Genomic DNA, 14,628 nt, shown 5'->3' on the forward strand with positions numbered 1-14,628 from the left:
TCGGCGACGTGCAACAAAATTTCGTCAGCTTGGAGCGTGGTTTGGCTTCCAGACGTTGAACATGGCCAAGCCAGGGCCGAGAGCCGCATGTCCGAAGACGAGCACCGCAACCACGGGGCGGAGAAGCGCGAGAAGGACGACGCGCAGGTCGAGAAAGGTCATCGCCCGGACGCACTGATCCTGCACGAGATCATCCGCCGGGAGGGCGAGGAGGAACTGCGCCGCACCACGCTGGCTCTCTCCCTCTCGGCCTTCGCCGCGGGGCTGACCATGGGCTTCTCGCTGATCGTGCCGGGCGTGCTGAAAGGCCATCTGCCGCACGAGCCCTGGGCCGAGCTGGTTCTCAGCATGGGTTACTCGATCGGCTTCCTCATTGTCGTGCTCGGCCGCCAGCAGCTCTTCACCGAGAATACCGTCACACCGATCCTTCCGCTCCTGACCGACCGCACCGTCGCATCGCTGATGCGGGTCATCCGGCTCTGGGCCATCGTGCTGGTCGGCAACATTCTGGCCACCTTCGTCATCGCCTCGGTGCTTGCCCATACCGATGCCTTCCAACCGGAGGTGCGCAAGGCCTTCGCCGAGATCAGCCGCCACACCATCGAGGACCCGTTTTGGACGACCGTCATCAAGGCGGTGTTCGCGGGCTGGCTCATCGCCCTGATGGTCTGGATCCTCCCGGCGACGGGCTCGGCGGCGCCGTTCATCATCATCCTGATGACGTGGCTCGTCTCGATGTGCGGGCTCGCCCACATCGTCGCCGGATCGGTCGATGCCTATTACCTCGTCGCCATCGGCGAGATCAGTTTCCCCACCTACGTGACCGGCTTCTTCGTGCCGACCTTGATCGGCAACGTGCTCGGCGGCGTCACCCTGGTGTCGGTGCTGAATTTCGGACAGGTCGTGCCCGACATGGAAGGAAACCGGCGCAGCGACGCCTGATCCGTCAGCGCAGGGTGAAGCGCTCCGCCCGCGGCGCCTCCCGACGGGCCTCGCCCAGCGCATCGAGAACCGGAGCGGTGGCAGCGTGCAACAGGGCGTCGAGGGGGAGATCGTTGGCGTCGGTACCGAACGGCTCCTCCAATTCGTCGCCCAGAGCATCGAGGCCGAAGAAGGCGTAGGCCACGAGGGCGGCCACGATCGGTGTCGACCAGCCGAGGGAGCCCGCCAATCCGAACGGCAGCAGCAGGCAGTAGAGCCAGGCCGTCCGGTAGAGCAGCAGCGTGTAGGCGAAGGGGAGCGGCGTCCCCTGGATGCGCTCGCAGGTCGCCTGGATGGCCGCGAGGCTTGCGATCTTGTGCTCAAGCGTTGCGAAGGTCACTTCGCCGAAGGCACCGGTATGCAGGGCCGAGGCGAGGTCATGGGTCAGCCCGGTGAGGGCGGCGTCGGCGGCGCTGGGTCGGTCCGTGAGGGAGAGGCTCTCATGGGGCGGCAACCAGGGCTCGGCCGCTCCCGCTTCATCCAAATCGCGCAGGCGCGCATGCAGTGCCTGGGCGAACCCGACCGTCCGCCGCAAGATCCGGCGACGCAGATCCGCGTGGCGGGCTTCGGGCAGCAGCGCCGGAATCAACCGCGCCAGCGCCCGCATCTCGACGATGAGCGTGCCCCAGGCCCGGCGTGCCTCCCACCAGCGGTCGTAGCAGGCGCCGTTGCGGAAGCTGAGGAAGATCGAGAGGGCGAGGCCGACCAGGGTGAAGGGGCCGATGCCGGCGGTGACCGGAAACCACTCCGCGTGACGCTGTTCAAGACCCACCACGAGACAGGCCAAGGCCGTGATCGCGATCACCTTCGGGGCTACCTTCGGCAGAATCGAGCCGCGAAGGGCAAACAGGATGGTGAAGAGGCTGGGACGCGGACGGACGATCATGCCGCGTCTGTCCGCGATCCGGCCACGGGACGCAACGCCGCGACGCCCCGCATCGGACCTAATGGGCTTCGGGAGTGATGCGAACCGCAGCCACTTCGCGCAATCGGCCGGTGAAGAGGTCGTGGGCGTAATCGAACGCGAACTGGCTGCGGCCCTCCCGATCCGGTCGCGCTCGGTGATCGGAGCACCAAGCCAGAAAGTTCGCCGATCGCACCGTCGCGCGAACGACCGGCACGCCGATCCCGAGAGCGGCGCGCTCCGCCTGAAGGGCCTGCCGCAGCCACACTTCATAGGTGGGCGGGAGCGTCTCGGCGTCAATCATCAGGCCGCGTAGCTGGAGGTAATCCTGCTCATCATACCAAATCATGCCGAGGGGATGCAGACTGGTCCGCGACATCGCTCAAGCCCCGACCAGATTCGATGGAAGGTGGGTGATCGGAGCGTCGTCGATCCTCGCACAAGAGCGGTGTCCGCCCGCGGGCAAATCCGCCTTGGGACGCGTTCGATTGGGGCGGTGCGCCGTTTCTCGTAGGTTCGCCTGGACCTGCGCATTCAGGCCTTCGGCGACCGCGACGGAGAGGAGAATGGCGACTTCGTCGCCCGCTGTGTCGCGCAGCTGCACGGCCAGGGTGTCGCCGCCATCGATCAGGCTGACCTTCAGAACTTCGTCGATGGCGAAGATGTGGATCGTCTCCGACGCGGACATCGTGCCCCCTCTGCCAAATCTTCTCGTTGTCGATGAGCGGCTACTGAACCAGCACTGCCTGCTCACACCGCGCGCCCTCGGCGGTCACGGTGGCGCTGCCAAGACGCATGCCGAGCGCCCGCAGGGTCGAATCGAGCACGAGGTCGAGCGGCGCGGCGGCGGCGCTCAGCGTCGCGGTCAGCAGCGGACGCAGCGCCGTCAGCGGAACCACGCTCGTTCCATTGATGTCGAGATCGGTGTTGCTCATCAGGGTGCCGACCGTCGAGCCGATCATGTCCGTGCTGACCACCGTGCGCGGCCGGTTGCGGGCAATGTCGTCCTCGTTGAACGAGACGGTCTGCGTCCGCGGGCTCCCTGTCTTCACACTTGCCTTGGCCCGGATCGAGAGGGGTGGCAGCTTCAGTGAAAGCAGTGTCGCCGGCCGGTCCACGCCCGGCGGGGTGTTGTCCGAAGCGAGGTCGGAGGCGGAGATGTCGGCGAGGGCGAGGCTGAAGAGCCCGGGTTGCACGTCGAGATCCATCGTCCGCTGCCGGGTCGATCCGGCGGGACACGACACGGATTTCAGGGTGGCCTGGGCGTAGCCGGTCTCGGCATAGATCGGCAGCAACAGGCTGCCGAGATTCAAGGGGGCGCTGATCTCCGCCTCCAGCAGCACCCGCACCTGCGCCGCGCGCAAAATCGCCTTCGGGCTTCCGACGGCGACCCAGCCGGAGCTCTGACGCCGCTGGCCCACACGGGTCGAAATCCGGAGCTTGGGCAGACCCGGGATCGTGGCGCCGAGATCGGCCGTGGCGATGCGCTCGCCATTGGCGATGGAGGCCAAGGCCGAAACCGTGGCAAGCGTCTCGATCGTCGGCCCCTGACTGCCCCGCGCCATGGAGAGCGTCGCGGCATCGCCGAGATCGAGAAATTGGTTCACCTGAATGCGGCGGGCGTCACCGTTTGCGACGAGCGACAGGCGCCGGAGCGCGTCGCTGGCGGCTCCGGCCGGTGCAGTCGAGGCCAGCGCCGAAAGAATTTCACTTGGGCGAGCGGAGGCGACGAGAAGATCGTTGTAGCTCGCGGCCTGCAAGTTAATCTTCGTGGCCAGAGAATCGAGAAAGCGCAGGGCGTCGACATGGGTCGATTGCAAAGCGTCGTAATCCAGCACGCTCAGCGACAGGTTCGTCCCCAGCATCGAGCCGAGCAGCGCATTCGCGATGCCGGCATTGAGCGACGCGACGCCCGATCCGAGGCTGAAAGAGGCGAACCGCGTGGTGACGGCGGTGCTGGTGACGCCGACATTCAGGGTACTCGCCCACCCGATCATCCGGGCGAAGATCGTGGGTTTCGCCGTCGTCATGGAAACGCGGACGGCATTGGGGGATGCGCCACCGGCCACGAATTGGCCGGCCGGCGAGCCGTCGTTGCGGCGCGCATAGGTGCCGACAAGGACGGTGATGTCTCGCGCCTGATCGTAACGATTGTCGGACAACGACTTTCGCGCTGCGGCCTCCGCCTGCTTGATGTCGCTCGCCGCGTTGAGGGCCGCGAGATCGACCGCCCCCTGATCCTTGCGCTTGACGTTGTAGAGGAGTCCGAGATCGAGCCCGATCGCCGCAACGCCGAGCATCATGGTGAGGCTGAACGCGGCCATGACCATGACCGAGCCCCGTTCGTCGGAGGCGAAGCGCATCACATGCCCCCAGGGCGCACATCGTAGGAGGCGGTGAGCGTCGCCGGCGCGACGATCGCGAAGCCGGGCACATTCGACAGCCCGAGCGTATTCGCATCGAAGCTCAGAGCCACGCGATACGTCGGCTGACTTTGTCCGGTGGATCCGATCTGCAATTTGACGGCCTGAGCTTTGACCAGATAGCCGTTCGACAAGCCCGTATTGATGCTCTGCTGCGCGAGAATGAGGCGCTCGCTGTCGCTCGACCCCGCGAGCGATGCTCGCGCTGCCTCAGCCGTCACATGCTGTAGCGTATGGTAGGCGCCGATATAGATGCCGCCCGTAATGATGTTCAGCATCAGAAGAAGAAATAGAGGCGCAAGAAATACGAACTCGATGACGACCGCGCCATCTTCGTCGCTTTTTATGGACTTCAGGCGCTTCAGCTGCGCGGTTTGTGCTCTGCGGACTGCCTGAACTTTGGTCATGGCCTGCGCACATCGGATCGATTTCAGGTTGTGCGAGCCTGATTTCCATCAGTTAATGATTTCTGATTGTGTAAATTCAGACAGAAGCTGAAGGGACGGACGTGGCATCCCGTGCGGACTGGCCGCAAAATCGGCAAAATCGTTACCGGTGTCAGCGACTTAGGTGGCGTTGCGGCGCAAACAGCGCGCATGCATTCGATCAGTTTTTTGGAAATAGCTTCTCAATCGCAGCTTGAATGCCCGAAGCGACGCGAAAATGAAAAGATCGAAGCCGATATTGCAATCCGCGAGGCAACCTATGCCCGGGCACCCTCGAAGGCGTTCAATCGGCGGACGCAGTGATATATTTGGCAACCTGCAACGCGCTCGAACGGTCGATCGTTCCCGTCCGGCTGCGTGTGACGCGACGGCGAATGTGCTCGAAGATATCGAGGCACATGACCCTTGCATGGTGGGGGCTGTGTTTCGAGCAACCTGCCGACGCAATTGAAGAGAATGATCGGCTTAAGGCTGCCAAGCAGTCCGTGGTGAACCAATCCCCCCGGCGGTTTGAGGGCGAGCGACCGTTCCGGGCCGCTCGCTCGTGATGAGCCTACTTGGCCTTCTCGGCGATGCCCTTCAACCCCGCCTCGTAGATGCCGCCGATGACTTCCTCAGCTTTGGCATCCGGTGCACCCTTCGCCTTGAAGCTTCCCGACCACACAAGCTTCGAGCCCGATCCGTTCGGCATGACGGCCAGGGTCGACTTGTAATCGGAGACAGGGAGCGGGCTTTCCAGAATGGTATAGCCGTAATCCATCTTCTTGTCGTCGCGGGCCAACTGCTCCTCGACGATCGTGCCGCCGCCCTTGAGGCTCAGGGTGCGCAAAGACTTGCTGTCCTTCATCGAGGGAGCGCATTTCTCGACCGCCGGGTGCCACTGGCCGATGCCGCAGAAGTCGCCGACGACCTGCCACACTTTGGCGGGGGGCGCATCGACGGTCAGCGTCTTGGAGACTTCGAGAGCGAGCGCCGGCGTGGCGGCCAACGCCGCGACCGCGACGGCGGCGAGTTTCATCGTGTGTGTCATCGGCACGTATCCTTGAGCTTCCATCCAGGCCCGGCATGTCTCTCGGAACTCGGTCGAGTCCTGCGGATGCCGTGGCACGTCCGAAGCTGGGGCGATCATCCAGGCGGACAAGCTCGACTAAAGTTTATTATCACTTCACGTTGATGTGACGGGGTAAGAACTTGTCTAGGTCCGGCAATCGGCCAGTAGCCGCTGCATGAACGCTTCCCCACGGGTCAGCTGATCGAGGGTGATGTACTCGTCCGGCTGATGCGCCTGGTCGATCGAGCCCGGTCCGCACACCACCGTTGGAATGCCAGCCCCCTGGAAGCGCCCCGCTTCCGTCGCGTAGGGCACGGAGATCGTCCGATTGTGCCGCGACAGCCGCAGGGCCAATTGTTCGGCGGCGGAGCCGGGTTCGGGGGCGAGGCCGGGAACGGACACTTCCTCGATCGTCTCGATGCGCCCGTAATCGCCGTAGCGGTTCAACCGCTCGCGGACGACCCGCGCGCAGGCCGCTTCGAACAAGCCCGGGATCTCCGACATGTCGAGATCGGGCAGGCCGCGGAATTCCCAGTGGAAAGCACAGAGCTTGGGCAGGATGTTGCGCGCCGTGCCGCCCTGGATCGTGCCGACATGGACCGTGGTGTTCGGGGGATCGAACCGGCCCGAGGCGTCGCCACGCGCCACCATCGCGTCGGCGATGCGGTTGAGTTCGGCGATCAGGTCGGCCGCCGCCATCACGGCGTTCGCGCCGAGCATGGGCTTGGCCGAATGCGCCTCATGGCCGTGCACGGTGGTGTGGTAGGTCACGATGCTCTTGTGAGCGTCGGCCACCTGCATCTCGGTCGGTTCGCCGACGATGACGGCGCCCGGTCGCGGGAGGTCGACACCGAAGCGCGCGATCGTGTCGGCCACGCCGAGGCAGGTCGTCTCCTCGTCGTAGGAGAGCAGGATGTGGATCGGCCGCGCGAGATCGGCTTTCACCGCCTCCGGCACCAGGGCCAGCGCCAGAGCGTCGAACCCCTTCATGTCGACGGCGCCGCGGCCATAGGCACGTCCATCGGCGATGCGAAGCTTGAACGGGTCGGTGGTCCAGTTCTGGCCCGTCACCGGCACCACATCGGTATGGCCGGACAGCACGACGCCGCCGTCGATGCTGGGCCCGATCGTGGCGAACAGGGCTTCCTTGTCGCCGGCCGCATTCGGCACCCGGACAAAGGACACGCCCCAACCGTCGAGATACTCGGCCACGAAATCGATCAGCGCGATGTTCGACCGGGAACTCTCGGTGTCGAAGGCGACGAGCCGCTCCAGCAGTTCGAGTGCGCTGAGAACGCGACCCCGACCCGCCATCCTAATGGACGACGCGGCGCACATGCGGCGAGTCGAGCGAGAAGGCCGGGATCTCGGCCTCGAAGCTCTCGCCCCCCATGGTCGCCATGGTGTAGCTGCCGGCCATCAATCCGTCCGGCGTGGTGAGCGGACAGCCGCTGGTATAGCTGAACGACTGCCCCGGCTCGAGCACCGGCTGCTTGCCGACCACACCGGCGCCGCGCACTTCCTGGCAGGCACCCCGTCCGTCGATGATCCGCCAATGACGCGAGCGCAGTTGCACCTGCTCGCTGCCGTTGTTCACGATCTCGACGGTATAGGCGAAGAAATAGCGGCTCTCGCCCGGCGAGGATTCTTCCTCGACGAAGCGGGGCTCCACCGTCACCGTGATGCCGCGCGTCTCGGCCTTGTACATCGCGAAAATGCGTCTCCGTGGACGAGGGGCAGGCCGCGACGCGACATCTGCGTTGGGTCGTGGTACGTGGCGCCCGAAATCCCGTCAATCGCGGCGTCGTCTGTCGGGCAATAGGCCGGTAAGCCGGCGGAGAGACTGTGCCGAACGTATCGCCGAACGCTTCGCATGCCGTGGCCGCCGCGGCGCGGCGCCCGCCGCTGTCGGACGCCATCGGCTCTCTCGTCACTGTTGCCGTCGCGCTGTTGTTCGCGTGGTGGCACCCGGCCCAGAATCGTTGGGCGGCGCTCGCCCTCATCCTCGCTGTGCTTCTCGATGCCGGTGCACGGGTGATCGTGCGGTTGGTCAAGGCTCGCACCGGCGTCTCGGCCGATTTTCAGGGTGTGGCCTCGCCGTTACTGATGCTGGGCCGGGCCGTGTGGATCGGCGGCCTGCTCGTCGCAGGCGGATCATGGCTGAGGCCGGACCTGTTTCCGCTTCTCGCCTGCACGCTGGCGGGCCTCGTGGCCATGGGGGCCTGTGCCCGCATCGCCTCGGCGCGGATGGTGACCGTCCTCGACGCGGCCGAGCGGGAAGCCGCGCAGGACAAGACGGACGGGAGGGGGACGCGATGAGCGAAGACGTCACGGGGCGCCACGGCGGCATCCTTCCCGCGCAGGCCATTGCCGCGCTGACACAGGCCGGGGCGATCCTCCCGGCCACCCCTTACGCATCGGATCAGATCCAGCCCGCGAGTCTCGACCTCCGGCTCGGGCGCCGCGCCTATCGGGTCCGCACCAGCTTCCTCCCCGGCAGTGGGCGACCGGTTTCCGCCTGTATCGACGCGCTCTCGCTGCACGAAATCGACCTCAGCGAGGGGGCGGTGCTGGAAACCGGCTGCGTCTACATCGCCGAACTTCAGGAAAGTCTCGCATTGTCGCCCGATCTGAGCGCCGGCGCCAATCCCAAGAGCTCGACCGGTCGCATCGACGTCTTCACGCGCGTGATCACCGACCGGGCCAGCGCCTTCGACCAGATCGAGGCGGGCTATCGCGGGCCGCTCTACGCCGAGATTTCGCCCCGCACCTTTCCGGTGCGGGTGCGGACCGGATCGCGGCTGTCCCAGGTGCGGTTTCGTTCGGGCGAGCCGCGGCTGAGCCTGGAGGATCTCTCGGCGCTCCATGCCCGCGACCCGCTGGTCGATGTGGCAAGTCCTTCGCTGCACGGGGGGGTCGCGGTGTCGGTCGATCTCGCCGGCTTCGGCGGCCTGATCGGCTACCGCGCCAAGCGTCATACCGGGCTGATCGACGTGGACAGACCGGCGGCGCACCGGACCGCCGATTTCTGGGAGCCGCTCCCCGCCGACGGCACGCGCACCCTCATCCTCGATCCGGGCCAGTTCTACATCCTGGCCTCGAAGGAAGCCGTGCGCGTTCCGGCTGACCATGCCGCCGAGATGGTGCCGTTCGATCCACTCGTGGGCGAATTCCGCGTCCACTATGCGGGCTTCTTCGATCCCGGCTTCGGCCTCGGCGAGGCCGGCGGTGCCGGAGCGCGGGCGGTTCTGGAGGTACGCTCCCGCGACGTCCCGTTTCTCCTTGAGGACGGCCAGATCGTCGGTCGCCTCGTCTACGAGCGGATGGTGGAACGGCCCGCGACCCTCTACGGCGCGGGCGCCGGCTCGAACTATCAGGCGCAGGGACTGAAGCTGTCCAAACACTTCGCGTGAGCGGATCGGGCCTCGTCACTCCATTTCGCCAGGGTCGTACCTCCGTGCCTTTGCAGGGAGTCGAAGGTCGCTCGTAGGGACTCACAAGCTCTTTGAAGTGCCTCACCGGCTCGCCACGCTGCCCTGTCCGTTCACCGGATCGGTCGGGGCCAGCCCGCTGATTTCCATTACGAATTTCTGCCGCAGCGCCCGTGCGAAGTCGCCGTAGCCGCGGGCGGCGAGGAGGAAGCTGCCGGGCCCGCCGACAATGTGCTCCCGGTACCACGCGTCGAGCGTCGTGCCGTCGCGATAGGTCTGACGTGGCAGCTCGCGCAGCCCGTATCCCGGAGCGCGATAGGCGCCGACGCCCACCACGTCGTTCTCCCCGGGCACGAGGATCGGCAGGCCGTTGATCGTCGTGCCGGCGGCGAGCAGCGCGTCGCGCTCCGTGTGGATCGCATCGACATCGCTGCAATTGTCGATCCCGTCGCCCGACACGTCGATCACGACCCGGTCGGCCGCGACGGGCAGGCGCGGCACCACACTGGACGAGACGGTGCGCAGCATCTGTCCCACACAGGTGAATTCGCCGGGGATGCGCGGCACAGCCCGCACCAGCACCGCGGTCGCGGCGGCGTCGGCCTTCGTGGCGATCCGGCGCCAATCGACCGCGAGCCGTGCCCCATCGGCCCAAGTCACCAGGGCAAAATAGATTCCGCCGGAATTGGCCTGGATCGCGGACAGCACCGTCGGGTCTTCGAGAGCTTCGGCGATGCCCTCCATCTGCAGGTGGTAGCGGGTCTCATCGACCGAGCCCGAGATGTCCACCGAGACGACGAGGGCGGTGGCGACGCTCTCCTCGGCCGAAAACGCCGAGGCCCCGAGCATGAGACTGAGCAGGGTCAGAGCCGCGGCGCACCACATTCGCCCGGCTCCGATCGATTGGATCGCCACACCCGTCTCCCGCCCCATTCACCGAAAACTTAGCCGAAGGCCGCCGCCGGTAAAACCGGACAGAAGTCGAGCCGACGGCCTCGGGCGGCTCGTCAGAATTGACCGGCAATCCGGGGGGAAGGCGGTCGCGCCGACGTCCTCCCGGGAGACGGCGTCGGCGTTTCCGCGATGGCCAGCGGCTCGAACACCTCGGCCTCGACTTCGAGGACGGGCAATGGGCCGAGTTCGGGTTTGGGCTTCACCGCCGCCGCATGAGGGGATGGAGGCGATGTGACCGGGATCGGGTCGGGCGTCTCCGGGGCACGCAGAACCGGCAGATCCGCCGCGGCGGTTTGCACGGGTGGTGCGGCGGCCTGCGAGGAAGGGGGCGGCGCGACACCGACGATACGGGCCGCCGGCAGCGTCTTCCCCGCGACGGGCGTCACCGGTTCGGACACGGCCGTCGCCGGGAATCGGGCGGTGAGGGTGATGGCGGCCGACAGCGACAGGACGGCGAGGCTCGGCCCGACCAACCATCTCGGTAAACGACCACGCGCCCGGGGCGACTTCAGGGGTCCAAGCCGTACGGTCTGGCTGCGCAACCGCAACGGCTGACGCCGGGGCAGCGTCCAGCGATCCGGCTCGACAGCGAAATCCATTCCCGACACGGCACGCCCCTTTGCTTCGCCGGATGCAGGATTAACCCACCGGAAAGATCCGCGGCGAAATTGGGGCGGGAGCGTTGTTGGCGCCCGAATATCGCAGTTTTTGCCGGACGCATTGGACGATTTTTGTGAGCCGTTGATCTTTGTTAGGCCGATACATCCTCAGCGGCGTCGCGGTCGATGAACCACGTAAGTCCACCGGCGCTCGCGACATGGGCCGCCGGAAGATCCTCGCCCCGGCTCAGGCGCAAGAGCGGGTCGCGCTTGGCGGCGCCGTTGACGAGGAAGAGGACCGAGCGCGAGGAGGCGAGTGTCGGGAAGGTCAGGGTGATACGGGGCACGTAGGGCTCCATTCCGGCCTCCGGGACGGGAGCCACCCAAGCCACGCGCTCGTCGAGGGCGGGCTTTCCCGGAAACAGCGAGGCGGTGTGGCCGTCGCTGCCAAGCCCCAGCAGGACGAGATCGAACAGGGGTCTTGCCGGATCGAGGGCTTCGACGCCGTGGAAGTCCTTGAGCACCGCCTCGTAGGCGCGGGCGCCCGCTTCAGCACCCTCATCGGAGGGAATGAAGTGCAGATGGGTCGGCGGCAGCGGCGCCGCGTGGCCGAACGCTTCCCGGACCATGCGTACGTTGCTGAGCGGGTCGTCCCAGGGCACCACCCGGTCATCGCCGAAGAACCAGTGGACCCGCTCCCACGGCACACGCTCGACGAAGCCGGGGGAGGCCAGCAGGGCGTAGAGACGCTTGGGAGTCGATCCGCCTGATAGGCACACCGCCGCGCGCTCTCCGGACGCGCGCGTGACCGCGGCGATGAGATGCTCGGCAGCGGCATGGGCGGTCGCCTCGGCGTCCGCCATCAGTCGGGTGTTGGGCGGGAGGGGAATCACGGCGCCGGTCCGCGACGCGGCGGCTCCTGATGGCCGCCGAAGCCCTTCCGCATTGCCGAGAGCAGCTTATCGGCATAGCTCGCATCCTCGCGGGACCGGAATCGCCGATAGAGCGCGCTCGACAGAACAGTGGCCGGGACCGCCTCCTCGATGGCGGCGTTGATCGTCCAGCGTCCTTCGCCGGAATCCTCGACATAGCCGGAGAATCCGTCGAGCGTCTCATCGCCGGCGAGCGCCGTCGCGGTGAGGTCGAGAAGCCAGGACGAGACGACGCTGCCGCGTCGCCAGACTTCGGCGATGTCACCGAGATTGAGGTCGAAGCGCCGCTCCTCGGGGACTTGCGTGGAATTGGCATGTTTGAGGATGTCGAAGCCTTCGGCATAGGCCTGCATCAGCCCGTACTCGATGCCGTTATGAATCATCTTGACGAAATGGCCTGCACCGCTCGGACCGGCATGGATATAGCCGAGCTCGGCCCGGGGATCGCGATTGTCCCGTCCCAGCGTGCGCGGAATGTCGCCGAGGCCCGGTGCCAGGGTGCGGAAGATCGGGTCGAGGCGATCGACCGCCTCCTTGTGACCGCCGATCATCATGCAATAGCCGCGTTCCAGGCCCCAGACGCCTCCGGACGTGCCGACATCGACGTAGTGAATACCCTTGGCGTCGAGCTCGCGGGCTCGACGCACATCGTCTTGGTAGAAGGAATTGCCGCCGTCGATGATGCAATCGTCGGCCTTCATGAGCGCGCCGAGCTTCGTCACCGTCTCTTCGGTGATCGCGCCGGCGGGAAGCATGACCCAGGCGGTGCGCGGAGCCTCAAGCTTGTCGACGAGATCGTCCAAGCTCTCTGCGGGCGTCGCCCCCTCGGCGGCGAGCGCTTGCACCGCAGCCGGGTCCCGGTCGAACACCACCGCTTTGTGCCCGTCCCGCAGGAGGCGGCGGACGATGTTGCCGCCCATCCGGCCGAGGCCGATCATGCCGATTTGCATCCGCGCGCACTCCCATCGGGTTGCCGCCCCTTGCGGCGGCGGACCCTTCAGGGAGCGGCTCGCCGTCCGATGGGACGGTGCGGTTCGCCGTTCGAACGTTTCGGCATAGCTCGCGTTCCCCTCGGCGTCGCCGGGACCGCCATGCGTCGGGATCGGCCCTGAGCCACGCTGATGAGCTTGGCCTCACCGGCAGCGACGGGGCGGCATCGGCGAATCGTCGGGACGGGGCAGGAGAGCACGCCGCGAAAGAGCGCTCCCGGTTCGACGCGCCCACCCCGGCAGCACGTCACTGCTTCATCGGGCTCGCGCCGGTCGCCGGCGGCTGACCCGGATCGGCGCTCGCCTGCTTCTCGGGATGCTTGATCTGGCTATAGGCGAGGTTGGAGAAGGAGCCGATCCGGGCCGACCAGCTCAGCTTGCCGTCTCCCGGCTCGTCGCGGGCCGCCTGGCAGAAGGCGGTGGTCAGCCCGTTGACGATGTCGTCGTCCTTCGCGCCCGCGGCGGCAGCCTTCACCTTGGGGACGATCGTGGCGAGCTTTGGAATGAAGTCGCTCGACGTGAGCCCCTTCAACTCGGCGACCACGCCGTTCTCCTCGATCGCCTTCCGCACCGGCTCCTGCTCGATCTCCGCGCAGGGCGCGGTGCCGGCGAGCATGGTTTGCGTGGCGGCCTTGGCCTCCGAGACGGCGCTGCCGGAATTCATCACCGGCGCCTTGTTGCCCCAGGAATTGCGGATGTAATCGGTTACGTCCTTGACCTGCTGCTCGGTCATGTCCTGACCGATGGCCGGCATCGGCGCATAGCCGCTCTGGGCGGCAAGCCCGCCATAGATGACGCGCAGCACGGTCTGTGGGCCCGCCGACTGGACCGAGGTGTTGCCGGCGAGCGCCGGGATCGCCCCCTCGACGCCCTTGCCGTCGGGACGGTGGCAGGACGAGCAGTAGGAGAGATAGACATCCGCGCCCGGCGCGCCCGGCTGGTTGAAGGCCTGAAGGTCTTTCTCCTTGTAGGTCTGCTTGGCCGGCACCGTGCGGAGATACGCGACCATCGCCTGCAGGTCGGCATCGGTCATCTTGGACAGCGATTCCTCGATGGTCTGACGCATCGGGCCCGCCGCGACGCCGGGACGGCTGCCGGGCGCGGTACCGGTCTTGAGGTAGGTGACGACCTCCGCATCTGACCAAGCACCGATGCCCTGGTGCCCGTCCGGCGTGATGTTCGGCGCGTACCATCCGTCGATGACGCCGCCGCCGAGCTTGCCCGCGAGGCTCGAATTGCCGACGATCTTGCGTTCGTTGTGGCACATCCCGCAATGACCCAGCCCCTCGACGAGGTAGGCGCCGCGATTCACTTCCTCGCTCGCATTCGGATCCGGTTTGAAACGCGCCTCGGTGAAGAAGGCGGTGCGCCACGTGATGAGCGCGGTGCGAATGTTGAACGGGAAGGGGATCTGGCTCTCCTTCCGCTTCTCGTTCACCGGCTGAAGCGACTTGAGGTAGGCGAAGATCGCTTTCGTGTCCTCGTCGCTGACCTTGGTGTACCAAGCAAACGGGAAGGCCGGATACAGGTATTCGCCTTCGTCGCCGATGCCGTGGCGGAACGCCTTCTCGAACGTGTCGTAATCCCATTTGCCGATGCCGGTCTCCGGATCCGGCGTCAGGTTCGGCGTCATGATGAGGCCGATCGGGGTGTTGAGGCCGTAATTGCCGGCAAAAGGCTTGCCACCGGGCGCGGTGTGACAGGCCACGCAATCGCCCGCCGTCACAAGGTATTCGCCGCGCTTGATCAGATCCGCATCGCCCGCCTGAGCGAGGGCCGGCCCGGCCGCGAAGAGGGCGGCGAAGGCGAGCCAGCCGGGGCCGCGTACGGTGCGTCGTGTCATGAACCCGGTCTCCCGAAAGGTGACGACCCCGGCCTCGTTTGTTCTTATTCTCAGTCTAGGAACGGGCTCGCAACG

At 66.4% G+C, this 14,628-nt stretch carries 17 protein-coding genes; 4 read left to right on the plus strand and 13 right to left on the minus strand.

Annotation, left to right across the window (positions count from 1 at the left end; all coding sequences use genetic code 11):
- The first annotated feature begins 87 nt into the window (after nt 1–87).
- On the plus strand, nt 88–942 hold the full coding sequence (locus tag MFF26_RS20425) for a formate/nitrite transporter family protein (protein ID WP_137828224.1): 855 nt from the start codon (nt 88–90) through the stop codon (nt 940–942).
- Between the two features lie 4 nt (nt 943–946).
- On the opposite strand, the gene MFF26_RS20430 is transcribed toward MFF26_RS20425, so the two are convergent.
- The 5 genes from MFF26_RS20430 to MFF26_RS20450 are packed head-to-tail and all read right to left on the minus strand — an operon-like array spanning nt 947 to nt 4,715.
- Entirely contained in the window at nt 947–1,867 is a 921-nt protein-coding gene (locus tag MFF26_RS20430; RefSeq protein WP_137828223.1) for a bestrophin family protein, read from the minus strand.
- 58 nt (nt 1,868–1,925) lie between these two features.
- Nucleotides 1,926–2,264, minus strand: coding sequence for a hypothetical protein (locus MFF26_RS20435; RefSeq protein WP_137828222.1), 339 nt, complete (start codon nt 2,262–2,264; stop codon nt 1,926–1,928).
- A gap of 3 nt (nt 2,265–2,267) precedes the next feature.
- On the minus strand, nt 2,268–2,573 hold the full coding sequence (locus MFF26_RS20440; RefSeq protein WP_137828221.1) for a hypothetical protein: 306 nt from the start codon (nt 2,571–2,573) through the stop codon (nt 2,268–2,270).
- 40 nt (nt 2,574–2,613) lie between these two features.
- Nucleotides 2,614–4,248 carry a TadG family pilus assembly protein gene (locus MFF26_RS20445; RefSeq protein WP_137828220.1) on the minus strand — a complete coding sequence of 545 codons (1,635 nt, stop codon included), beginning with the start codon at nt 4,246–4,248 and terminating at the stop codon, nt 2,614–2,616.
- Entirely contained in the window at nt 4,248–4,715 is a 468-nt protein-coding gene (locus tag MFF26_RS20450; RefSeq protein ID WP_137828219.1) for a TadE/TadG family type IV pilus assembly protein, read from the minus strand. The genes MFF26_RS20445 and MFF26_RS20450 overlap by 1 nt, the downstream gene beginning before the upstream one ends.
- A gap of 111 nt (nt 4,716–4,826) precedes the next feature.
- On the opposite strand from MFF26_RS20450, the gene MFF26_RS20455 reads away from it, so the two are divergent.
- Nucleotides 4,827–5,057 carry a BAR domain-containing protein gene (locus MFF26_RS20455; protein WP_137828218.1) on the plus strand — a complete coding sequence of 77 codons (231 nt, stop codon included), beginning with the start codon at nt 4,827–4,829 and terminating at the stop codon, nt 5,055–5,057.
- Nucleotides 5,058–5,307: 250 nt separating this feature from the next.
- Here the strand turns inward: MFF26_RS20455 and MFF26_RS20460 are convergent, their stop codons facing one another.
- The 3 genes from MFF26_RS20460 to apaG form a co-directional block, all read right to left on the minus strand.
- On the minus strand, nt 5,308–5,784 hold the full coding sequence (locus tag MFF26_RS20460; RefSeq protein ID WP_137828217.1) for an SRPBCC family protein: 477 nt from the start codon (nt 5,782–5,784) through the stop codon (nt 5,308–5,310).
- A gap of 165 nt (nt 5,785–5,949) precedes the next feature.
- Nucleotides 5,950–7,119, minus strand: a complete 1,170-nt coding sequence (gene argE, locus MFF26_RS20465; RefSeq protein WP_137828216.1) for an acetylornithine deacetylase — start codon at nt 7,117–7,119, stop codon at nt 5,950–5,952.
- A gap of 1 nt (nt 7,120) precedes the next feature.
- Complete coding sequence (gene apaG / locus MFF26_RS20470) at nt 7,121–7,513, minus strand: Co2+/Mg2+ efflux facilitator ApaG/CorD (protein WP_137828215.1); 393 nt, start codon at nt 7,511–7,513, stop codon at nt 7,121–7,123.
- Between the two features lie 137 nt (nt 7,514–7,650).
- On the opposite strand from apaG, the gene MFF26_RS20475 reads away from it, so the two are divergent.
- Nucleotides 7,651–8,124, plus strand: coding sequence for a hypothetical protein (locus tag MFF26_RS20475; RefSeq protein WP_238308476.1), 474 nt, complete (start codon nt 7,651–7,653; stop codon nt 8,122–8,124).
- On the plus strand, nt 8,121–9,218 hold the full coding sequence (locus MFF26_RS20480) for a 2'-deoxycytidine 5'-triphosphate deaminase (RefSeq protein ID WP_137828214.1): 1,098 nt from the start codon (nt 8,121–8,123) through the stop codon (nt 9,216–9,218). Before MFF26_RS20475 ends, MFF26_RS20480 begins: the two co-directional genes overlap by 4 nt.
- A 102-nt stretch (nt 9,219–9,320) precedes the next feature.
- On the opposite strand, the gene MFF26_RS20485 is transcribed toward MFF26_RS20480, so the two are convergent.
- From MFF26_RS20485 to MFF26_RS20505, 5 genes are all read right to left on the minus strand, one after another.
- Nucleotides 9,321–10,121 carry a DUF1194 domain-containing protein gene (locus MFF26_RS20485; protein WP_373324509.1) on the minus strand — a complete coding sequence of 267 codons (801 nt, stop codon included), beginning with the start codon at nt 10,119–10,121 and terminating at the stop codon, nt 9,321–9,323.
- Between the two features lie 122 nt (nt 10,122–10,243).
- Complete coding sequence (locus MFF26_RS20490; protein WP_238308477.1) at nt 10,244–10,663, minus strand: hypothetical protein; 420 nt, start codon at nt 10,661–10,663, stop codon at nt 10,244–10,246.
- Nucleotides 10,664–10,941: 278 nt separating this feature from the next.
- Nucleotides 10,942–11,682, minus strand: a complete 741-nt coding sequence (pgl, locus tag MFF26_RS20495; RefSeq protein ID WP_137828212.1) for a 6-phosphogluconolactonase — start codon at nt 11,680–11,682, stop codon at nt 10,942–10,944.
- Entirely contained in the window at nt 11,679–12,671 is a 993-nt protein-coding gene (gene gnd, locus MFF26_RS20500; protein WP_137828211.1) for a phosphogluconate dehydrogenase (NAD(+)-dependent, decarboxylating), read from the minus strand. Before gnd ends, pgl begins: the two co-directional genes overlap by 4 nt.
- A 286-nt stretch (nt 12,672–12,957) precedes the next feature.
- Nucleotides 12,958–14,553 (minus strand): cytochrome c, encoded by a 1,596-nt coding sequence (locus MFF26_RS20505; RefSeq protein WP_137828210.1) that lies wholly within the window; start codon nt 14,551–14,553, stop codon nt 12,958–12,960.
- Between the last annotated feature and the right edge of the window lie 75 nt (nt 14,554–14,628).

The organism is Methylorubrum suomiense, assembly GCF_022179765.1.
GTDB classification, from domain to species: domain Bacteria; phylum Pseudomonadota; class Alphaproteobacteria; order Rhizobiales; family Beijerinckiaceae; genus Methylobacterium; species Methylobacterium suomiense.